Raw genomic sequence first — 21,354 nt, 5'->3', positions numbered from 1 at the left:
CTACGCGGCGGGCGTCAGGTCCCGCACGCGCTCCAGCGAGCGGCGGATGCGGTCCTCCATCAGGTTGGGCACGTGCGCCGCCCGCGCCAGGGCCTCTCCCAGCGCGAGCATCGCCTCGGCGAAGTCGCCCCGGCGCCACGCCGCCAGGCCCATCATCTCCAGCACCTCCAGGGGCTCCTGCTCCACGGACACCTGCGCGGAGCGCTCGCGCAGCGCGTGCCACTCCTCCGCCGTCGCGTCGCGTGCGGTCAGCTCCACCATGGAGAAGAGCACCTCCTCCGACGGGCTCAGGTTCACGCCGTGCCGGCTGTTCGCCATCGTCTGCCGCACCTGCGTGAGCAGCTCCCGGGCCCGGTCGTGCCGGCCCGTCCAGGCCATGGCCCGCGCCTGGAGCAGCAGGGCCCACGGCCGGTGCGCCACCTCCGGGTGCCGGCGCTCCAGCACGATGGCGCGGGCGATGTGCGGCGCCGCGGCCTCCACGTCGCCGGCCTGGTAGTACAGCTCGCCCATGTTGTGCTCGGCGAAGTACTCCCAGCCCACCACGCCCAGCTCGCGGCCCAGTTGCATGAAGCGCTCCTGGTCCTTCAGGGCGTGCGTCAAATCCCGGCGCGCCACCCACAGGTTGCGGCGGTTGTTGATGGCCGAGCCCAGGTGGAAGCGGTCTCCGCGCTCCGTGCACGCGCTGATGACCTCGTCCATCACGCGCTCGGCCCCATCAATGTCGCCCAGGTTCGGGAGGATGACGGCCATCAGCAGCAGCGCCACCACCAGCGTCTCGTAGCCCGCGTCGCCCAGCTTCCGGGCCCGCTCCGCGGCGGCCTCCAGCGGCATGAGCGCGTCCAGCCACTCGCCCTTGCGGAACTGCGCGCGGCCCAGCGCCAGCAGCAGCCGCGACTGCACGTAGGGCGACGTCACCGTCTCCGACAGGTGCTGGGCCTCCTGGGCCCGCTCCTCGCTGCGCGCGTAGTCGTTGACCCAGTCGAGCGCCATCGCCTCGTCGAGCAGCAGCTCCACCTCCGCGCGCGAGTCCCCCACGCCCCGGGCCCGCTCCCGCGCGATGGCGAAGTCGGTGAGCGAGTCTTCGTACCGGCCGATGCGGTAGCGCATCAGGCCCCGGCCTCGCAGCGCGGTGAGGCAGCGCAGCTCGTCCTCGGGGTCGAGCAGCTCCAGGGCGCGCGTGTACATGGCCTCCGCGTCCAGGAACGCGTGACGGCCGCGCGCGGACTCCGCCAGGTCGATGGTCAGCGCCGCCGCCTCGTCGCGCAGGCCGGCCGCCGCCGCGTGCAGCGCGAGCCGGGCCAGCCGCTGGCGCTCCTGCGAACCCGCCGGGCTCAGGTAGTGGCGGTAGGCGGCGTGGTGGATGCGCGCCTTCTCCTCGGCGGGCAGCCCCGCGACGACGGCCTCGCGCACCAGCTCGTTGCGGAAGCTCAGGCCCTCCAGCCGGTGCTCCACCAGCAGCCCCGAGTCCAGCAGCCGCCGCGTCGCGTGGCCCACGTCCAGCGGGAAGCTCGCCGCGGCCCCGTCGCGCTCCAGCTCGCGCACCACGCCGTCCGCGGCGGTGGCGGTGAAGGCCGCGCCCAGCAGCGCGCACAGGCGGGCGTGCGCCGCGAGCGCCGGGGGCAGGGCGCCCAGCTCGCGGTCGGCCAGCCACTCCACGAGCCGCAGCTCGGGGACGCGGTCCAGCTCGTCGGTGACGAGGTACCAGTTGCCACCCGGGGAGCGCTGGCGCACGAGGCCCTGGCGCTTGAGGCCGCGCACCAACTCCACCAGGAACAGGGGCACGCGCTGCGCGCGCTCGACGATGCGCTCCACCGCCTGCGCGGGCACGTTCTCCACCGGCTTGAGCAGCGCGCGGCACAGCGCCTGCGCATCGCCCGAAGACAGGCCGGACAGGGGCAGCTCCAGCTGCCGCGCGGCGCGGGCGCCCCAGGAGGGGCGGCTCTGCTCGAAGCCCGGGCGCACCAGCACGCAGACCCACAGGGGCACGCGCGTCTCCGCCAGCGCCGCGTACTCCAGCGCGTCCAGCGCCGTCTCCTCCGCGAAGTGCGCGTCGTCCACGATGAGGCACAGGGGCCGCTCGCGGGCGCTCGCCGCCAGCAGCTCACCGGTGGCGCGCAGGGCCAGCGAGCGCAGCGCGCCCGGGGCCGCGGCCCAGCTGTGCAGCTCCGGCCCGCCGGGCGCGTACCACCCCAGCGTCGCGGCCACGCCCGGCCACAGCTCCATGCCCAGCCGGGAGCCCAGCCGGTCCAGGATGGCGGTGCGGCCATCCTCCTGCGTGTCCGTGTCGTCGCGGTCGAAGCCGTGCAGCGCCACGCGCAGGAGCGTGCGCAGCGTCCCTTCCGGGTCGCCCTGCACGGGCTCGCGGGCGCGCATGGAGTAGACGCGGGCGTGGGGCAGGGTGGCCCGCAGGCGCAGGGCCAGCGTGGTGGCCAGGTGGCTCTTGCCGTGGCCCCGGTCGCCGCGCACGGTGACGATGGTGGGCGCCGCTTCGGATACCGCGCCCCGGGCGCTGTCCAGCAGCCCCTCCAGCTCCGCGTCGCGACCCAGCAGCACCGCGCTGCCCAACTGCAACACGGTGACGTCCGGCCGGGGCGTGGCGCCCGAGGGCGCGGGGCGCATCATGCCCGAGCGCCCCGGCACGGGCAGGCACGGCACCTCCGGCACGGCCTCCGCCGCGGCGTGGGACAGCAGCAGGCCGCGCGCCTCCGGGACGCTGGGGTAGCGGTCCTCGCGCGCGAAGCTGGCGCTCAGGTAGCGGGGCGCGCCGTCCAGCCGGCGCTGCACGGTGACGGTGGCCACGTCCACGTGCGCGGCGGGAGCGAGCCCGCGCTCGGCCAGCCCCTCCGCGGCGCGCAGGGCCCGGCGCACGGGGTTCTCCCCCACGTCCGGGTCGAAGACGCCCGCGAAGCGCGCGCCGTCGGTGTAGGCCATGTGGCCTCCGTAGGCGGCCAGGGCCTTCTGCACCGCGACGGGGTTGGCGCGCGAGGCGAGGAACAGCACCGCCACCGAGCGGCGCGTCTGGGCGGGGCGCACCTCCGGCAGGACGGTGAGGGTGACGCGGGGCGCGGGCTGCACCACGGACTGGCCCGCGTGGTCCAGCGCCGCCCGCAGGGCCTGGGCCACGGCGGCCGCGTCGCGGGGACGGCGCACGGGCTCCTTGGCCAGACACCGCAGCACGACCTCTTCCACCGGAGGCGCCACCGGCGCGTACTCCGACGGGGGCGGCGGCCGCAGCGACAGGTGCGCCTGGAGCACCTCCGCGAGCGCGCCGAAGAAGGGCGGCCGTCCGGTGATGAGCTCGTAGAGCATGATGCCCAGCGCGTACACGTCCGTGCGGGCATCCAGGGCGGCGTGGCCGGCGCACTGCTCGGGCGCCATGTATTCGGCGGTGCCGGCGAAGGAGGACGTGTCCGCGGGCGTGCCGTCGTCGGCGGGCGCGCCCGGAGCGGGGCGCTGCACCAGCCCGAAGTCGAAGACGCGGGCCCGGCGGTGGGCGTCGTCCAGGAAGACGTGCTCGGGCTTGAGGTCGCAGTGCACGAGCCCGTGCGAGTGCACGATGGCCACCGCGTCCAGCAGCGCGCTGGCGCGCGGCCAGAACTCCTGCGGCGACAGCGGCCCGGACACCTGGGCGAGCCAGTCCGCCAGCGTGGGCAGCGGCACGAACTCCATCGCGACGAAGCACTGCCCGCCCGGGAGCGTGCCCGTCTCATGGAGCGCGGGGACGGTGGGCGGCCCGATGACGCGCAGGGCCTCCGCCTCGCGCGCGAGCTGCGCCTCCGCGAGCGCGACGCCGGGACGGGCCAGCTTCAACGCGATGCGCTCGCCCTCGCGGCCGTCGGCGGAGCGCTTGTGCGCGGCCAGCAGGACGCCAAAGCCTCCGCGCGCGATGACCTTCTCGCAGCGGTAGCCCGGAACGTCGGGCACGAGCAACGAGACGTCGGGCGGCGGGACGGTGATGGGCGGAGCGCCAGGGGGGCACGGCGCGTGAGAGCCCTCCCAACGCCGCCCGCATGTGAGGCAGCGCGGCACGAAGTCCACTCTATGCCAGGGCCCCCACGATTTCCGACCCCCTGGGGTGGGGTGGGCGGCGTCCGCGTGAGACAGACGTCAGAAGTCGCTTCATGCCCGGAGGGCGTCCAGGCACGACGCCACCGGAAAACGCGCGACACCGGACATCGCGAGTGCACCTGGGGGCAGCGGGGTGGGGGTGCACCTCCGCAGCGTCATTTCGCACCGCGTTGCGCCAGGGATGTCAGGACTCCCTGCTAGCCCTGTTCAAGCGGAGGGACACGCATGCGCGGACGCCGAGCAGTGCGCTGGAGCGGAGGGGCCGGGCGCGCGTGGCGTCTCGTGGCGCTCTGCGTGGGGCTCATGGGGGGCTTCGCCGCCCATGCCGGTGGGCTGCCGGTGGGGATGCAGGGGTATGCGCGCTATCACAGCGCTTCGCCGCCACCGCTTCCGCAGGACGCTCCCCGCGGCACCGTGGGCGGCGCGGTGCTGGGCCGCTACCTCGCGTTCATCGCGGAGCAGCGGACGGCCTTGAAGCTGCCCGCGGTGAAGGAGCCGGCGCGGCAGGCGGGCCACGCCGCGCTCAACGACCTGCTCCTCTGGGCCCTTTCGCGGACCGAAGAACAGCTCGCGGAGGACGAACCGCTGGAAGTGTACCTGCGGCGGAAGGCCACGCATGCGGATGCGCGGCGTGTGGAAGGGGCGCGCTCGGAGCGGGTGGCCGCGAAGCTGGACGAGTACCACCGCTGGGCGGATGCGCGTGGGCGGGCCCTGGCGGAGTCGCACTTCCGCAGGCTCGGCCGCGACGGCCTGCTCACCGAAAGCGCGCTGTACGAAGCGACGCAGCGCGCGCTGGTGGAGGCGGTGCTGGACTGGGCCTACGCGCACACGCTGGACCCGGACTTCGTGCGCAAGAGCCCCAGCGAGGTGGCGCTCTACCTGCTGGCGCGCGACAGCCTGCTGGCCTCGGCGGTGGAGGCGGGCCGCCTGGCGCCCCCGACGTGGGATCCGCGCCGTGAGCCTCCAGGCATTCCTCCGGAGGAGGTCGTGCTGGAGATGGCGGTGGGCCTGCTGCCTGTCGCCGGGGAAGTGGCGGACGTGACGGGTGTGGTGCTGGGAGTCAGCATCCTGGGACACCCTCTGACGGACGGTGAGCGGCTGCTGTGCGCGGTGAGCGTGGCGCTGCCGGTGGTGTCGGGGCGTCTGCTGTCCGAGGGCGCGCAGGGCGTGGAGCGGGTGGCGCTGTTGACGGGCCGCAGCCTGCGCGAGGTGCAGGTGTTGCAGCGGGTGGTGCAGCACCTGTCACCCCAGGATGCGCAGGAGATCCGCCGGGTGTTGCGAGCCGCGGCGCGCGGTGACGCGGTGACCGCGGAGGACGTGGCGAAGCTGCAAGCCGTGGCGAAGAGGTTGGAGTCCCCGCTGGCCGAAGCGGGCCGCGTGCTGGGCCAGGGCAAGCGCGTGGCACTGGTGGGCTCGCGCGTGACGGCGGAGGGCACGCGGCTGGTGCCAGGCAGCGCGGAGCACCTGGCGCAGGCCTGGGTGGACTACCAGTTCCGTCATCCGGCGAAGTACCCCCGCATCCAGTACGCGGTGGATCCGGAGTGGGAACGGCTCTACCAGACGGTCATCAAGAACAAGGGCGCGGGCAGTGAGTTCGAGCAGGCCGTGCTGAAGTCCAAGGGCCAGCGGAAGAACACGGCGTTGATGCTGCCGCCTCCGGGAAGCAAGGCCCAAGGCTTCGTCCCGGACGCGGTGAAGGGCAACCCAAAGGAACTCGTGTGGGGGCAGCCCTACCACTTCGTGGAAGCCAAGGGCCGCGCGGAGATGGCGCTCACGGGCAACCTGGAGGCCATGCTCAAATACGTCCGAAAATACGGTGGCCACATTGAGGTGTACTTCCGCTCCGCGAAGCATCCCGCGGGGCAGACGAAGCTGACCTCTCCCCTCGAACAGTTCTTGATGCAGCTCAAAGAGGATGGCAAAGCCCTGTCGGACGCCTATCCGTGAGGCTCGCGTGTGCCGTTGAAATATCTGATGACCAAGATCAGCCTGCCACCCATCGTCCCCTCGGAGACTGCGGTTCGCGCGTTCCTCAAGAGCGCGTTCGAGGAGTACCGGTGGTTCGTGCCTGTTCGTTCTCTCGATGATCAGATCAATCCTCAGCGGATCGACTACGGCTCACTGGTGGCGAACTTCCTCGAATTCCGCAGCCTCATGGTGCTGGCGAAGACGGACCGTGACTTCTTCCTGTTCTCCGCCAGGAAGGCGGACGGTCCTCCTCATGTGGGCAAGCTCACCTGGAATGCCGCGCTTTCCCGCGCGAAGAACGCGAAGTGGCGTGATGCCCACGTCCAACAGGTCACGGCGCTGATGAAGCTGTTCAATTCACCGCTGGCCATCTCCGCGACCGCCGAGGACGAACGCCGGAAGTGCACCCAGTTCATCCCCTCTCCGGATGGGATCGGACAACGCTGGACGTGGACCGTTCGCGACCCCAGCGAAGGTCTCGCCGGGGTCTTCTGGCGCAACTTCTACGGCCCGCCGTTCCTCCAGATGTTCGGAGACCGGTTGAACGCGGTCCCCGAATCCCAGCGGCGCACGGTCGCGGACGGCATCGTGCTCGTGGAGCCCTACGCCCTGCCCACCGACGCGATGACTCCCGCCGCGGAGGCCGCGGAGCAGCAGCTCCGCGAAGTCCTCGGGCCGGAGTGCTTCTACGACCACGCGACGCGCACCAGGCCGCGCCGCGTGCCCGACCTGCCCCACCCGGAGGCGCTCTCCTCCTGACTGGAGGCAGCGCGCGCCCTACCGCGCCGGCACTTCAATCGCGCGCAGCAGCGCCCCGTCCTGTCCGGGCACCCGCGCGCGCAGCAGCAGCGCGGCGCCGGGCTCCGCGGCCGTCAGCGCCTGGGCGGCCTCCGCGACGCCGGACACCTTCTGGTCGCCCACCTGCGTGAGCACCATGCCGGGCGCGAGCCCCGCGCGCTCCGCGGCGCTGCCGGACTCCACGGAGACCACCTGCGCGCCGCCGCTGCCGTCCTGCGCCTCCGACAGCCGCAGGCCCAGCCGCTTCGACAGCGGCGCGGGCGTCGCATCCCGGGGCGTCATCTCCTCCTCGCCCCGCTGCGTCGGACGGGTGCCCAGCTTCACCGGCACCTCCATCGCCTTGCCCCCGCGCACCAGGCTCACCTTCACCTCGCTGCCCGGCTTGAGCAGCGCCACCGCGCGCGTCAGCGAACCGGCGGAGTCCACCGCGCGCTCGCCCACCGACGTGATGACGTCCTCCTCGCGCAGGCCCGCCTTCGCGCCGGGCCCCCCCGCGCTGACGCCGGCCACCACCGCGCCCTTCGCGGCCTCCACGCGCAGCGCCCGCGCCAGCTCCGGCGTGAGGTCCTGCACCGCCAGCCCCACCCAGCCCCGGCGCACCACGCCCGTCTCCTGGAGCTGCGGCAGGAGCGCCTGGATGAGGTTCGCCGGCACCGCGAAGCCGATGCCCGTCGCCCCGCCGATGATGGCCGTGTTCATGCCCACCACCTCACCCCGCATGTTGAAGAGCGGGCCGCCGGAGTTGCCCGGGTTGATGGCCGCGTCCGTCTGGAGGAAGTCGTCGTAGGGGCCGGCGTGGATGTCGCGCGCCCGGGCGGAGAGGATGCCCGCGCTCACGCTCGACGCGAGCCCGAACGGGTTGCCAATGGCCATCACCGGGTCACCCACGCGCAGGCCGTCGGAGTCCCCCAGCTTCACGAAGGGCAGGTTGCCGGACGCGCCCTTCAACTGGAGCAGCGCCACGTCCGTGAGCGCGTCGCGGCCCAGCACCTCCGCCTCGAACGCGCGCCCGTCCTCCAGCTTCACCCGGACGGTGTCCGCGCCCTCCACGACGTGGTTGTTGGTGAGCACCAGGCCCGACGGGTCGATGACGAAGCCCGAACCCTGCCCCTGCTTCGGCGGCGCGCCGCCCCCACCGAAGGGACTCTGTCCCCCCGGCAGACCGAAGCGCTCGGCGAACCCCGGTGGCAGGCCCCGCATGCCCATGGCGGGGCGGGCGCGCGCCTGCACCTCCACGTTCACCACCGCGCCCTTCACCGTGTCCACCAGCGGCGCCAGCGACGTGAGCGCCCCAGGCGCGGTGGACAGCGGAGGCGAATAGACGGCCGGCTCCACCTTCGCCCCCGAGGGCGCGGTGGCCGTCTTGAGCGACAGCGTGGGTTGCTCGGGCGGCGCCGTGTCCGGAGCAGGCTTGCAGGCCCCCAGCGCGACCAGGGGCGTGAGCATGAGCGCGCGGGCAAGGCGGCGGCGGGACGGAAGCGTGCGGACCATCGTGCGTTCTCCTTGGTGGCGGCCGGAAGCAGCCTTCCGGGCGGAAAGAGTCGGACCGGATGCGGTGGGCACCCTGGGAAGGAGGCAGCGGTCCCGTTCCACCAGCGACACCGGGAGCCACTGATGGCCCAGCTGCCTGGAAGGGAGCTCAGAGGAGGAAGCCCCGCATCCGGTCCGACGCCTGGACCTCATTGCAGCCTCCGGGCCAGGACCCGCGGCCCCGTCCTCCGAGGGCGACCTGCCCCGGGGCGCCCCGACGACGCGGGGCAAAGTGCCCCAGCCGGGGCATTTCTCCCGGGGGCAGCCTGCCCCACGCCCCATCCTGGTCCTTCGGCGGGTTCCCGGACCTCCGGCGGTGGCACGCCGGATGCTCCAGTGCCCCTTCAACCCACCCTCCAGGAGAGCCCACCCATGGTGCACGAGCAGACGGAAGGGGCCGCGCGTGGCGCGGCCTGGAAGAACCCTTCGACGGCGCCGGAGCGGGCCCCCCGCATCCTCGTCGCGGATGATCAACGCGAGATGCGCACCCTCATCCGCAAGATGCTGGTGCGGCGCGGCTATGAAGTGATGGAGGCGGCGGATGGACCGGCACTGGTGCGCGTCCTCATCGAAGGGCTGACCGCGGACGAGTCGCGCGCGCCCGACCTCATCATCACCGACGTGCGCATGCCGGGCTTCACCGGCCTGGAGGTGCTCGCCCGCCTGCGCCGCGAGCAGTGGGACACGCCCGTCATCCTCATCACCGCCTTCGGTGACGCGAAGCTGCACGGCGAGGCCGAGCGGTTGGGGGCCGCCTGCGTGCTCGACAAGCCGTTCGAACTGGAGACGCTGCGGAACGCGGTGGAGGCGGCGCTCTCGGTGGCCCGGGGCTGAGGCAGCGTCGGACGGCGCGCGCTAAGCTGGTGTCGTCCGCGAAGTCGTCCCCTCGCAAGGAAGCCCATGCGCCGCATGCCCTGGTCCCTGCCGTTGTTGCTCCTGTGCCTGGGGTGCGCGCCCGCGCAGCGACAGACGCCGGACGCGGGGCCCGCTGAAGGGGTGCCGCAGCGCCTGGTGGCGCGCATCGTCCATGCGTACCCGCACGACCCGCAGGCCTTCACGCAGGGCCTCCAGTTCCACCAGGGCCAGCTCTACGAGAGCACCGGCGAGGACGGCGACCTGCGGCGCATCTCGCTGGAGCAGGCCGCGCCGCTGTGGAAGCAGGACCTGCCGGACGTGTTCCCGGAGGGACTGGCCAGCGACGGCGAGCGCCTGTACCAGCTCACGTGGCAGGACGAGACGCTGTTCGTGTGGAGCGGCACGCCGCCCGTGCAGGAGAAGCAGGTGGCGTACACGGGCGAGGGCTGGGGCCTGTGCTTCTGGCAGGGACAGCTGGTGCGCAGCGACGGCACGTCCACGCTGCGCTTCCACGACCCGAAGGACTTCCGCGTGAAGTCCCAGGTGAAGGTGACGTTGCAAGGCGTGCCGCAGGAGCGGCTCAACGAGCTGGAGTGCGCGGAGGACGGCCTCTACGCCAACGTCTGGTACGCCGACCATGTCTTGAAGATCGACTACGCCACGGGCCACGTGCTGGCGGTCATCGACGCGTCGGCGCTGGTGCGGGCGGTGCGCGGACGGCTCCAGGGCAATGGCGGGGTGCTCAACGGCATCGCGCTGGAGCCGGGCACCGGCCGCCTGTTCTTCACCGGCAAGCTGTGGCCCGACCTCTTCGAGGTGAAGCTGGAGCCCGCCGCCACGCCGTAGCGTCCCCCTCAAGGGGCGTTGGCTGCATCCTGCCTGCCAAGGCGCCGCCGCACGGTCCGGGTGACCTCCGCGTCCCAGCGGGGTGAGAACAGCTCCACGAGGGTCCGCTGGAAGGGCACGGCGCACGCCAGACAGGCCAGGGTCGCCGCCAGCCCGATGAGCGAGTTCTGCCACGAGGCCAGGTTCCACTGTCCGGACCAGGACCACTCCCTCAGGCTCTGGGGCCAGAAGTAATGGATGGGCCAGCCGGGACCGCTGCCGGCGAGGTCGCACAGCAGGTGCCCATGGAATGCGGCCACCGACAGCAGCGCCACGGCCGCGCGCCGCCGTGCCAGCGCGGCGCAGACCGTCATCGTGATGAGCGCTCCCACGTAGCCGTGAAAAATGACGTGGTGGTAGCGCGCATAGAATTCTTCACCCGCCAGCAATGACAAGCCATCCAGGTCCGGCGCGAGCCCCGCGCAGGTGACGAGGATGCGGTCACGCCTTTCGCGCAGCCCCTGGGCCAGCAGCCAGGACAGTTCGGCGTGGACGATGGGACTCATGGATGTGCGGAAGCCTACGGTGTTTCAGACCGGGCGGTCACCCGATGTGAAGGTTTCCGGGGCCGTGCGTTGAGAAGGAGGGGGCAATGACTCGTCATGAATACCAACTCCGCGCACCCACATGGACTCCAGGCCTTCTCAAAAGGAAGCGAGACGGAGTTTTCCAGGCTGGACGTCGCCACGCTGTTTGAAGGCCGTGTGCGTGAGACACCCGACGCCGTGGCATTGCGCTTCGAGGGAGGCGCGCTCAGCTATGCGCAGCTCAACCGGCGGGCGAACCGGCTGGCGCGGCGGCTCCAGGCGCTGGGTGTGGGGCCGGACGCGCCCGTGGCCATCCAGGTCGACCGCACCCCCGAAACCATCATCGGACTGCTGGGCATCTTGAAGGCAGGCGGTGCCTATCTGCCATTGGATGACAGTCATCCGGTGGAGCGCCTCAACCTGATGATCGAGGATGCCAGCCCCAGGGTGCTGGTGGGCCGGCGTGAGGCGCTCCATGGCTTGCGCTTCCAGGGCCACGTCGTCGAGCTTCCCGCGCCAGACGAACCCTGCGAGGAGCGAGATGGCTGGAACGTCCGGGGCGGCGCGGGCCCCGACTCGCTGGCGTACGTGCTCTACACGTCGGGCTCCACGGGCAGGCCCAAGGGTGTGTGCATCCCCCATCGCGGCGTGGCGCGGCTGGTGCTGGATGAGGGCTTCATGGGGTTCCGGTCCGACGACCGCGTCCTCCAGGCCGCTTCGTTCGCGTTCGACGCCTCGACCCTGGAGGTCTGGGGCGCGCTCCTGAACGGCGCCACGCTGTGCCTGACGTCGCGGGAGACGCTGCTGTCGCCTCCGCTCCTCGCGGCGAAGCTCCAGCGGGACGCGGTGTCCGTCGCGGTCCTGAGCACGGCGCTGTTCCATCAACTGGCGGCGGCCATCCCGGAGGCGTTCGGACAGCTGCGCGTGCTGATGGTCGGTGGTGACGTGCTGGACCCCAAGTGGGTGGCGCGGGTGATGGCGCACGGAAAACCCCAACGCCTGCTCAACAGCTATGGCCCCACGGAGTGCACCACCTCCGCGACCGCCCATGAACTCCGCTCGCCGCCGACGCTGGGGAGGTCCATCCCCATTGGAGGGCCGCTCGCGAACCTCCAGGTGTACGTGCTGGATGACGCGCTGGCGCTTGCCCCTGTGGGAGAGGTGGGCGGGCTGTACATCGGAGGCGAAGGGCTCGCGCGGGGCTACCTGAACCGCCCCGACCTGACCGCCGAGCGTTTCCTCCCGGATCCCTTCCGTGACGCCCCGGACGCGCGGCTGTACCGGACGGGGGACCGCGCGCGGTGGTGGGAGGACGGCACGCTGGAGTTCCTGGGGCGGGTGGATCACCAGGTGAAGATCCGGGGCGCGCGCGTCGAGCTGGCGGAGATTGAAAGCGCGCTGCGGGACCACGAGCGTGTCGGGGACGCGGTGGTCCGGGTGCAGGAGGCGTCACCCGGGGACAAGCGGCTCGTCGCCCATGTCTCACCGCGCGCGGGTGCGGCCCTGGATGCGTCCGAGCTTCAGGCGTACCTGCGCGCGCGGCTGCCCGCGTTCATGGTCCCCCACGCGGTCGTGGTCCTGGAGCAGTTGCCGCTCAACCCCAGCGGGAAGGTGGACCTCCAGCAACTGCCGGCGCCGCACTTCGGCGCGGGGGAGGGTGAAGCGCCCCGCTCGGAGCTGGAGCGGGAGGTCGCGCGGGTCTGGGCGGAGGTGCTGGGCGCGGAGCAGGTCGGCACCCAGGACCGCTTCATGGACTCGGGAGGGGATTCGCTGCTCGCGGTCCGCCTCATCGAGCGGCTGGCGCAAGCGCTGTCGGTGCGCCTGCCGGTGCGAGCGCTCTTCGAGAACCCGACCCTCGAAGCGCTGGCGCGCAGACTGGAAGGCGCCAGGGGCGAGGCGCGAGACCTGGAGCTGCCCCCGGTCGTTCCCGTGGAGCGGAGCGGGCCCCTGCCGCTGTCCGATGCCCAGCGACAGCTCTGGCTGCTGCATCAGGTGGCGCCCCGGAGCGCCTTCTACAACGAGCCCTTCACGCTCTTGCTCCCCGGCGACATCGAGCCGGAGGCGCTGGAGCAGGCGTTCCTGTCGCTCATCGCGCGGCATGAAATCCTGCGCACGCGCTTCGGCTCCACACCAGACGGCCCCTTCCAGCGGGTGGTGCCGACGGTCCCCTTCCGGTTGCGGAGCGTGGACCTGCGCCCGGTCCCCGACGGACTCCGGAGCGCGAAGGCCGCCCAACTGGCCACGCAGGAAGCGCGCGAACCCTTCGACCTGGAAGCGGGTCCGCTGTTGCGCGCGACGCTGATGCGACTGAGCGCTTCGGAGTGCCGCCTCGCGCTGGTCATGCATCACCTGGTCGTGGATGGCTTCACGATGGCCAGGTTCCTCCAGGAGCTGCATCGGTTCTACCGGGCCGCCATCGAGGGACGGCCCGCGGCGCTGGAGCCCCTCCCGCTCCAGTACGGAGATGCCGCCGTCTGGCAGCAGGACCCGCGCCATCAGGAGGCCCTCGCACCGCACCTCGCCTGGTGGACGCGGACGCTCGCGGGAGCACCGCCGCTGGAGCTCCCCACCCAGCGTCCCCGTCCACCCGTCCAAGGCTTCCGTGGCGCGAAGCACGTCGTGCGCATCCCCCGGCACCTCCTGGAGGCCGTGAAGGCGCTGGGGCGCGGTGAGGACGCCACGCTCTTCATGACGCTGCTGTCGGCGTTCGGTGCGCTGCTGCACCGCTACTCCGGCGGTGACGACCTCGTCATCGGGGGGGCGTTCTCCGGACGTGGCCGTGAGGAGCTGCGCTCCATCTCCGGGCACTTCGTGAACCTGTTGCCCCTGCGGCTGCGGTTCTCCGAAGGGCTGAGCTTCCGGGCCCTGGTGGGACGCGTGCGACAGACGTGTCTGGAGGCGCTCGAACATCAGGACGTGCCGCTGTTGCGCATCGTGGAGGCGGTGAACCCGGTGCGCATCCCCGGGGCCAATCCGCTCCTCCAGGTGTCGTGCACGCTGGAGCCGCCCATCGCGGTGCCGGGCTCGGGGTGGCGGGTGGAGCCGCACGACGTCGACACCGGGACGTCGAAGCTGGACCTCTCCATTGAACTGGATGAACGGCCGGATGGCATGTCCGTGCGGATGGAGTACGCGCTGGACCTGTTCGACCCCTGGATGATCACCCAACTGGGCGCGCACTTCGTGACGCTGCTCCGTCAGGTCGTCCGGAGTCCGGAGGCGGCGGTCTCGGCGCTGCCGCTGTTGTCGGAGCTGGAGACGACCCGCCTCCTCGCGTGGGCCCAGGGGCCGGCGGAGGACGTGGCCACCGCGGAGTGCCTGCATCGACCCTTCGAGGCACAGGCCGCGCGCACGCCGGAGGCCCCCGCCCTCGTGTTCCAGGGTCGGGTGATGAGCTACCGGACGCTGAACGCGGAGGCGAACCGGCTGGCCCACCACCTGCGGTCGCTGGGCGTCGGGCCCGGGGACCTGGTGGGTCTGTGCCTCCAGCGCTCCTTCGAGATGATCATCGGCGTGCTGGCGACGTTGAAGGCGGGCGCGGCCTACGTGCCGTTGGACCCCAGCCTTCCCAGGGCACGGCTGGCCTTCACGGCGCGGGACGCGGGCTTGAGGCTCGTGCTCGCGCAGGAGGCGACGCTCCCACTCGTGGACGACCCGGGTGTCCCGGTCCTCTGCTGGGAGTCCTTGCGCGAAGCGCTCGCCGGGGCTTCGGTGGAGGACCCCCGGGTCCCCGTCACGGGAGATGACCTGGCGTACGTCATCTACACCTCGGGCTCGACGGGGCGGCCCAAGGGCGTGCTGCTCGGGCACCGGGGCGCGGCCCACCTGTGCCAGACGGTGGCCGCGCGCTTCGGCTTCGCGCCGGGCGACCGCGTGTCGCAGTTCACGCGGTTCGGGTTCGACTTCTCCGTCGCGGAGATCTTCCCGACGCTCTCCTCCGGCGCGACGCTGTACCTGCTGGCGCGGGCGGAGGGGATGCCCGGCGAGGAGCTGGCCGACTTCCTGGAGTCCCAGCGCATCCACATCGCGATGTTCACGCCCGCGGCGCTGAGCCCCATGGCCTGGCGGGCGCTCCCGGACCTGAAGGTGCTGGTGGTCGGCGGCGAAGAGGTGCCGGCGCAGCTCGTGGACACCTGGGCGCCGGGTCGGCGGTTCATCCAGGTGTACGGGCCCACGGAGACCACCGTCTTCGCCACCCTGGGCGACTGCGTCGCGGGGACCGGACGGTCGCCCATCGGGAAGCCCCTTCCGGGGTACGAGGTCTACCTGCTCGACGAGGCCCTGGCGCCGGTGCCCGTGGGCGTCCGGGGCTCGCTCTATATTGGCGGGGTGGGCCTGGCGCGGGGCTATCTGCACCGCCCTGAACTGGATGCGGAGCGGTTCGTTCCCCACCCGTTCAGCGCGGAGCCGGGAGCCCGGCTCTACAAGAGCGGCGATGTCGCCAGCCATCGCGCGGATGGCAGCATCGAGTTCCACGGACGGTCGGATCGTCAAATCAAGCTGCGCGGCTTCCGCATCGAGCTGGGAGAGGTTGAAGCCGCGCTGCGGGAACACCCCGACGTGCGGGACGCCGTGGTGGAGCTTCGGGTGCTCGCGGGGGAGCGGCACCTCGTTGGCTACGTCGTCCCCCACGAAGCCTCCGCGGCGGAGCGGCTGCGGTCGCGCGGCTTCAAGGAGGCGCTGGGCCAGACGCTGCCGTCCCACATGATTCCCCGGGAGCTGGTGGTGCTGGAGGCGCTCCCCCTGGGCGTCACGGGCAAGGTGGACCGGAGCGCGCTGCCTCCCCCTGCCTCGCGAGCCCCGGAGCCCGAGCGCGACGGCGTGCCCGGGACGGCCGTGCTCACGCAGCGGGAGAAGGCGCTGGAGCGGATCTGGTGCCGGCTGCTCGGCGTGGAGCGGGTGGGCAGGCAGGAGGGCTTCTTCGACGCGGGAGGCAACTCCCTGCTGCTCGCGCGGATGCAGTCGGCCATCGAAGTGGAGCTGGGCGTCCGGCTGAGCATGGCGACGCTGCTCCAGTTCCCGACCCTCGAAGCGCTGGCGCGGCGGTTGGACGACGCGTCGGTGGAGCAGCCCGCGCGAACGCCGCCGAGGGCACGGCGCTCGGATCCGGAGCGTCCGGGCCGCATCGCCATCATCGGGCGGGCGGGCCGCTTCCCGGGAGCCCCTGACGTGGACGCGCTGTGGTCGCTGCTGGTGGAGGGCCGGGAGGGGCTGTCCCGCTTCAGCCGCGAGGAGCTGGTGGCCGCGGGAGAGGAGCCCCGGTTTCTGGACGACCCCGCGTATGTCCGCGCGGCGGGAATCCTGGAGGACGCCGAGTCCTTCGACGCCGGTTTCTTCGGCTACAGCCCACAGGACGCGCGGCTGATGGATCCGCAGCTCCGCCTCTTCCTGGAGTGTGCCTGGGAAGCGCTGGAGGCGGCGGGCTACGATCCGAAGCGGCTGTCCGGAAGGGCCGGTGTCTTCGCGGGCGCGGGCGTGCCGCGCTACTGGCTGGAGCAGGTGGTGCCGCGCTACCGCACCTCGTCCGTGGCCGCGGAGTCGTACCGGTCCATCCTGGGCAATCCGTGGCAGTTCCTCGCCACGACGGCGGCGTATCAACTGGGCCTGCGCGGGCCCGCGCTCACGGTGCAGACCGCCTGCTCCTCGTCCCTGGTGTCCATCCACCTGGCCTGTCAGAGCCTGCGCGCGGGCGAATGCGAGCTGGCGCTGGCCGGAGGCGTGTCCCTCTTCGCGCTGGGGCCTTCCGGCTATCTGCACGAGGAGGGGAGCATCACGTCGCCAGACGGGCACTGCCGCCCCTTCGATGCGCGCGCCCGCGGCACCGTGCCTTCCAGCGGGGTGGGCCTCGTGGTGTTGAAGCGTCTAGAGGACGCGCTGCGGGAGGGGGACACCATCCATGCCGTCATCCGGGGCTCGGCCATCAACAACGATGGCAATGGCAAGGTCGGCTTCACCGCCCCCAGCGTGGAGGGACAGCGCGACGTGCTCCTGCGGGCGCATGAAGCCGCCGGCGTGGATCCGCGGCACATCACCGCTGTCGAAGCCCACGGGACGGCGACCCGGCTGGGGGATCCGCTGGAGGTCCAGGCGCTGCGGCTGGCCTTCGGAGACCGCGAGGACGGGGCACCTTCCTGTGCGCTGGGGTCGCTCAAGGGCAACCTGGGGCACCTGGATTCGGCGGCCGGCGTGGCCGGGCTCCTGAAGGCGACGCTGGCCCTGGAGCACCGCTTCCTGCCGGGGACCGTCCACTTCGAGCACGCCCCTCCGGAGCTGGAGCTGGAGCGCAGCCGCTTCGTGGTGAGCCGGGAGGGGCGGCCGTGGACGCTCCCCGACGGAGTCCCGCGCCTCGCGGGGGTGAGCGCGTTTGGCATTGGCGGGACCAACGCGCACGTCGTCCTCGAAGAAGCGCCGCCCGCGCCCGTGAATGACGATGCGCGGGAGGCCGCGACGCTGCTCGTGCTGTCGGCCCGGAGCGAGGTGGCCCTGGACGCGGCGTCGCGGCGGCTCGCGCATCACCTGGAGCAGCACCCGGCGCAAGCGCTGGCGGACGTCGCGTACACGTTGCGCGAAGGCCGGACCGCCTTTGAATGCCGGCGTGCGCTCGTGGGTGGGAGCGCGGCGGACGCCATCGCGAGGCTCCGGAGCGACGGACACTCGCGATGTGCGCCGCGCCATGCGCCCGAAGTCGTCTTCCTGTTCCCCGGGATGGGCACGCAGGAGGTGGGCATGGGCGCGGCGTGGTACCGCCGCTCCCCGGTGTACCGCGAGGCCCTGGATGCCTGCCTGGGGCTCTTCGGGCGGGAGCTGGAGCGCGAGCTCCGCGCCGTGTTGTTCCCGGACGACGCGGGACGGGCTCGCGCCGAGGTGGCCCTCCGCGCGCCGTCGCTGGGCATGGCCGCCATCTTCTCCACGGAGTACGCGCTGTCGCGGCTGCTGCTCGCGTGGGGCATCCAGCCGACGGCGCTCCTGGGGCACAGCCTGGGCGAATACGCCGCGGCCTGCCTGTCCGGCGTCCTCTCGCTGGAGGACGCCGTGGCCCTGGTCCGGCTGCGCGGTCGGCTCTGCGACGCGCTGCCCCCTTCGGGGATGCTGGTCGTGCCGCTGTCGGAGGGCGTGCTGGCGCAGGAGCTTCCCGAGAATCTGTCGCTGGCCGCGGTCAATGGGCCCGGGCAGTGCGTGGTGTCCGGGACGGTGGAGGCGCTGGACGCCTTCGCGGCGTGGCTGCGGGGCCGGGATGTGCCGTCGAAGCGCCTGCCGCTCGCGGGCGGCTTCCACTCCGCGCTCGTGGAGCCGGCGATGGCGCCGCTCACCGCCCTGGCCTCGTCCCTGAGCCCGAAGGTCCCGGGGATCCCCCTGATCTCCAACGTCACGGGCACCTGGTTGGAAGGGACCGACGCGCGCGACCCCGCGTATTGGGCCCGTCACCTGCGACACACGGTCCACTTCTCCCGGGGACTGGACCTGCTGCTGGAGGGCCGCGAGCGGATCCTCGTGGAGGTGGGCCCGGGCCGGGCGCTCTCCTCGCTGTCCCTGCTGCATCCCCAGGTGGGACCGCACCGCCTGGTCGTGTCCACGCTCGGCGTGCCCGAGGGACGGCGCAGCCCGCCCGAGTCCGATGAGCGGGCGCTGTTGTTCGCGGTGGGCCAGCTCTGGACCGCGGGTGCCCCGGTGGACTGGAGCGCGATGCGTGAGGGAGAGACCCGGAGGCGCGTGCCGCTGCCGACGTACCCCTTCGAGCGCAAGCACTACTCCCTGGCGAAGACGGAGGAGAGGCCCTCGGGAGCACCGCCACCCACGCCCGTCCCGCGCCCGCGGACCCTGCACCGGGAGGGCGTGCGGGCGACGGTGGAGGCCATCTGGAAGGAGCTGCTGGGCGAGGAGTCCCTGACGCCCGACAGTCACTTCTTCGAGCTGGGGGGGACCTCGCTGCTGGTGGTGCAGCTCCACCGCGAGCTCAAGTCGAAGCTGGGGGTGGCGCTGTCGCTGCATGCGGTGCTGGAGCACCCGACGCTGGGCGCGTTGACCCAGGCGGTCCTGGGCGAGTTGGAGCGGACGGGACGGCCGCTTCGGAAGGAATCCGCGTTGTTGATGCGGCTCCAGGAGGGACGGCCAGGACAGGCGCCGCTCTTCTTCGTGCAGCCCATCGGGGGGACGGTCTTCACGTACATGCCGCTGGCGCGAAGGCTGGGGCCCGCGCGGCCCGTGCTGGCGTTCCGCGCCTCGGGGCTGGAGCCCGGCGAGGTGCTCTACCGGGACGTGCCGTTGATGGCGCGCAGGTACGTGGACGAGCTGCTGGCGTCCCACCCGAAGGGGCCCTACTGGCTGGGAGGCCATTCGTCCGGCGGCGTGATTGCCTATGAGATGGCCGCGGTCCTGCGGGAGCGGGGGCATGAGGTGGCGGGCGTCATCCAGATCGACACGGTGACGGTGGACGACTCGCGCCGGTTGGGGATCCGGAGCGTGGGGGACGTGCTCCAGTTGATCGACGCGTTCCAGGAGATCTCTCCGCGCGCGGCGCAAGCCCTGAAGACGGCCATGGAGCTGGACTTCCGGTTGCGCGACGTGGTGCTCGCCACCAACGAGGCCATCGCCGCGTACATGCCGGGGCGGCACCCGGTCCCCCTGGTGTACCTGCGGGCCCAGGAGCGCGACACGGTCCTGGACGTCCACGCGGAGGCGTGGTGGGGCGCGCTGACGACGGGGCCCTTCCAGTCCCACGCGGTGCCCGGCAACCACTTCAGCGTCATGGAGGCCCCCTTCGTGAGGCAGGTGGCCCGGATCATCGAGGACTGCCTGTTGGCGGAGAAGGGGACGCGGCGCGATGACAGCGACCTGGGGTGAGCGTCCGAAGGAGCCGGGCGCCTGGAAGGCTGGGCTGGAGCAGCGCTTCAACGCCTTCGTGTCCGCCTACGAGCAGGGCAGCGTGGAGGCGCTGGGGGAGCTGTTCTGGCATGACGACGACATCGTGGTGGTGGGCACCCACTCCAACCTGCACTTCGTCGGCTGGGCCCAGGTCGAACATTCCTTCCGCGCCCAGTTCGGAAGCCTGAGCGACATCCGGGTGACGCCCCGCTCCGAGCAGCTCTGGCACGGCGGCGCACCGCCTTCCACGATGGCGTGCCTCACGTTGCCCGCGATGGACATCGCGCTGGTCGCGGGCGGCCGTCCCGTCACCTTCGAGGGCATTCGCGTGTCCTGCGCCTTCGAGCGCCGGGGCACGGAGTGGCGGATGGTCCAGATGCACTGGTCGCTCCCGCGCACGGAGGTGCTCGTGGACCACCGCTACCGGTAGCGCCGCTCACCCCGGAGGCAGGGGCGCGCGGCGCGGCGTGCCCAGCAGCTCCAGCGTGCGCACCGCCACGTCCGCCAGCGTGGAGGCGCACGGCATGCAGCCCCCACCGCAACACGGAGGCCACTCGCCTTCCGGGTCGCGCAGCAGCGGGTACACGCAGCCCCGCAGGGACCCTGGCAGGCCCGCGTCCTCACAGGCCTGGCGCAGCGCGGCCTGCACGGTGGCATCCTTCACGTCCATCGTCCCTGCTTCCTAACCCGGCTCCCCCTCCCACCGCCCGTCGGCAGGATGTGCCCGTGTCCTCCGCTCCCCTGACCGCCTCCGCGCTGCTGCTCGTGGGACTCGCCGCCGGGTGCACCGGGCCTGGTCGGGCCGCTCCCGCGCCAGGAGATGACCCCACGGTGCGCCTGATGGACACTGCGCGAGCCTACGCGCGGACCCAGGGTTCCAACCGGGCGCCTGTCTGCTCCCCATCCGCCACGCTGTTGTCGCCGTCCGGAACGTCGGGGCGGGGCATCGACCTGGAGCGGCTCCATGCGGCCGGGCACCGCGTCGTGGTCTGGACCGTGAATGACCTGCCCACGATGCAGGCCCTGCTCCGGCGCGGCGTGGACGGCATCATCAGCGACCGGCCGGATCTGCTCGCCCGGGCGGTGCGCGACTTCGACGCCAACGCGGACGGCATCCCAGGCGACCTGCTGGACGCGGAGGGCCTCATCGACCCGAGGCGCTTCGATGCGCAGGGCCACCGGGGTGCGCGGAGCCTGCGCCCGGAGAACACGCTGCCTGCCTTCGAGGCCGCGCTCGACCACCACATGACGACGTTGGAGCTGGACACCGTCCTCACCGCGGATGGCGTGCCCGTGCTCTCCCACGACCCGGACCTCTTCCCCACGAAGTGCCGGCACATCGATGGGAGCCTGCTCACGGCCCCCGTCCCAATTGCGTCCCTCACCGTCGCGCGACTCCAGGCCGACTTCGTCTGCGACCGGCTCCTGGAGGACCGCCCCGAACAGACGAACGACCGCGCCCGCTCCCCGGAGGCGGTCGCCTTCGCCGCTCGCGCGGGACTTCCGGATGCCTATTCCGTGCCCACCCTGCGACAGGTGTTCGCCTTCGCCGCGAGCCAGTCAGACGCCGAGCACCTGGCGCGGGATCCGCTCCGCGCCCGGAACGCGGAGCGGGTCCGCTTCAACGTGGAGCTCAAGCGCACCTCCGCGAGAACGGACATCGCTCCCGCCCACGGCGACGCGGTGGCCCAGGTCATCCTGTCCTCCGGGCTGACCGACCGCGTGGACGTGCAGTCCTTCGACGGGGGGGCCCTGCGCTCCGTGCAGGCCCGGCACCCCGGGCTGCGCACCGTCTATCTCCTGGAGCACGTCCCCACGGATGCTGGATGATGACGGGCCACGGCCCCGGGAGTGCTGACCT

11 protein-coding genes are annotated in these 21,354 nt (G+C 72.4%); 7 read left to right on the top strand and 4 right to left on the bottom strand.

Features of this window, described 5'->3' with window-relative positions:
* Complete coding sequence (locus tag OV207_RS33695) at positions 1-3,924, bottom strand: serine/threonine-protein kinase PknK (protein WP_267559211.1); 3,924 nt, start codon at positions 3,922-3,924, stop codon at positions 1-3.
* A 369-nt stretch (positions 3,925-4,293) separates the two neighbouring features.
* Between OV207_RS33695 and OV207_RS33690 the strand changes: the two genes are divergently transcribed.
* On the top strand, positions 4,294-6,015 hold the full coding sequence (locus OV207_RS33690) for a hypothetical protein (RefSeq protein ID WP_267559210.1): 1,722 nt from the start codon (positions 4,294-4,296) through the stop codon (positions 6,013-6,015).
* A gap of 27 nt (positions 6,016-6,042) precedes the next feature.
* Positions 6,043-6,795 carry a hypothetical protein gene (locus OV207_RS33685; RefSeq protein ID WP_267559209.1) on the top strand — a complete coding sequence of 251 codons (753 nt, stop codon included), beginning with the start codon at positions 6,043-6,045 and terminating at the stop codon, positions 6,793-6,795.
* A gap of 18 nt (positions 6,796-6,813) precedes the next feature.
* On the opposite strand, the gene OV207_RS33680 is transcribed toward OV207_RS33685, so the two are convergent.
* Positions 6,814-8,325 carry a Do family serine endopeptidase gene (locus OV207_RS33680; protein ID WP_267559208.1) on the bottom strand — a complete coding sequence of 504 codons (1,512 nt, stop codon included), beginning with the start codon at positions 8,323-8,325 and terminating at the stop codon, positions 6,814-6,816.
* A gap of 411 nt (positions 8,326-8,736) precedes the next feature.
* On the opposite strand from OV207_RS33680, the gene OV207_RS33675 reads away from it, so the two are divergent.
* A complete protein-coding gene (locus OV207_RS33675) occupies positions 8,737-9,198 on the top strand; it encodes a response regulator (RefSeq protein WP_267559207.1) in 462 nt (153 codons plus the stop codon).
* 66 nt (positions 9,199-9,264) lie between these two features.
* Positions 9,265-10,065 carry a glutaminyl-peptide cyclotransferase gene (locus tag OV207_RS33670; protein ID WP_267559206.1) on the top strand — a complete coding sequence of 267 codons (801 nt, stop codon included), beginning with the start codon at positions 9,265-9,267 and terminating at the stop codon, positions 10,063-10,065.
* 8 nt (positions 10,066-10,073) lie between these two features.
* On the opposite strand, the gene OV207_RS33665 is transcribed toward OV207_RS33670, so the two are convergent.
* On the bottom strand, positions 10,074-10,610 hold the full coding sequence (locus OV207_RS33665) for a metal-dependent hydrolase (RefSeq protein ID WP_267559205.1): 537 nt from the start codon (positions 10,608-10,610) through the stop codon (positions 10,074-10,076).
* A 198-nt stretch (positions 10,611-10,808) separates the two neighbouring features.
* Between OV207_RS33665 and OV207_RS33660 the strand changes: the two genes are divergently transcribed.
* Positions 10,809-19,472: a non-ribosomal peptide synthetase/type I polyketide synthase gene (locus tag OV207_RS33660; RefSeq protein WP_267559204.1), complete on the top strand. Its 8,664-nt coding sequence runs from the start codon at positions 10,809-10,811 to the stop codon at positions 19,470-19,472.
* Positions 19,453-19,923, top strand: a complete 471-nt coding sequence (locus OV207_RS33655; protein ID WP_267559203.1) for a nuclear transport factor 2 family protein — start codon at positions 19,453-19,455, stop codon at positions 19,921-19,923. The genes OV207_RS33660 and OV207_RS33655 overlap by 20 nt, the downstream gene beginning before the upstream one ends.
* 6 nt (positions 19,924-19,929) lie before the next feature.
* Here OV207_RS33655 and OV207_RS33650 read toward each other — a convergent pair whose 3' ends face one another.
* The gene (locus OV207_RS33650) at positions 19,930-20,163 is read right to left on the bottom strand and encodes a hypothetical protein (protein ID WP_193346699.1); all 234 of its coding nucleotides are present in this window, start codon (positions 20,161-20,163) and stop codon (positions 19,930-19,932) included.
* 56 nt (positions 20,164-20,219) lie between these two features.
* On the opposite strand from OV207_RS33650, the gene OV207_RS33645 reads away from it, so the two are divergent.
* Positions 20,220-21,323 (top strand): glycerophosphodiester phosphodiesterase family protein, encoded by a 1,104-nt coding sequence (locus OV207_RS33645; RefSeq protein WP_267559202.1) that lies wholly within the window; start codon positions 20,220-20,222, stop codon positions 21,321-21,323.
* Positions 21,324-21,354 lie beyond the last annotated feature (31 nt).

It is taken from the genome of Corallococcus sp. BB11-1, assembly GCF_026626625.1.
Classification (GTDB): domain Bacteria; phylum Myxococcota; class Myxococcia; order Myxococcales; family Myxococcaceae; genus Corallococcus; species Corallococcus soli.
Note: the sequence above shows the minus strand (reverse complement) of the source record. Positions and strands in the feature narration are given on the sequence as shown.

Excerpts from the sequence above, each read along its gene's own strand:
- OV207_RS33690 (WP_267559210.1), top strand. The coding sequence starts at position 4,294 with ATGCGCGGACGCCGAGCAGTGCGCTGGAGCGGAGGGGCCGGGCGCGCG.
- OV207_RS33650 (WP_193346699.1), bottom strand. The coding sequence starts at position 20,163 with ATGGACGTGAAGGATGCCACCGTGCAGGCCGCGCTGCGCCAGGCCTGT.
- OV207_RS33680 (WP_267559208.1), bottom strand. The coding sequence starts at position 8,325 with ATGGTCCGCACGCTTCCGTCCCGCCGCCGCCTTGCCCGCGCGCTCATG.
- OV207_RS33655 (WP_267559203.1), top strand. The coding sequence starts at position 19,453 with ATGACAGCGACCTGGGGTGAGCGTCCGAAGGAGCCGGGCGCCTGGAAG.
- OV207_RS33670 (WP_267559206.1), top strand. The coding sequence starts at position 9,265 with ATGCGCCGCATGCCCTGGTCCCTGCCGTTGTTGCTCCTGTGCCTGGGG.
- OV207_RS33675 (WP_267559207.1), top strand. The coding sequence starts at position 8,737 with ATGGTGCACGAGCAGACGGAAGGGGCCGCGCGTGGCGCGGCCTGGAAG.
- OV207_RS33685 (WP_267559209.1), top strand. The coding sequence starts at position 6,043 with ATGACCAAGATCAGCCTGCCACCCATCGTCCCCTCGGAGACTGCGGTT.
- OV207_RS33665 (WP_267559205.1), bottom strand. The coding sequence starts at position 10,610 with ATGAGTCCCATCGTCCACGCCGAACTGTCCTGGCTGCTGGCCCAGGGG.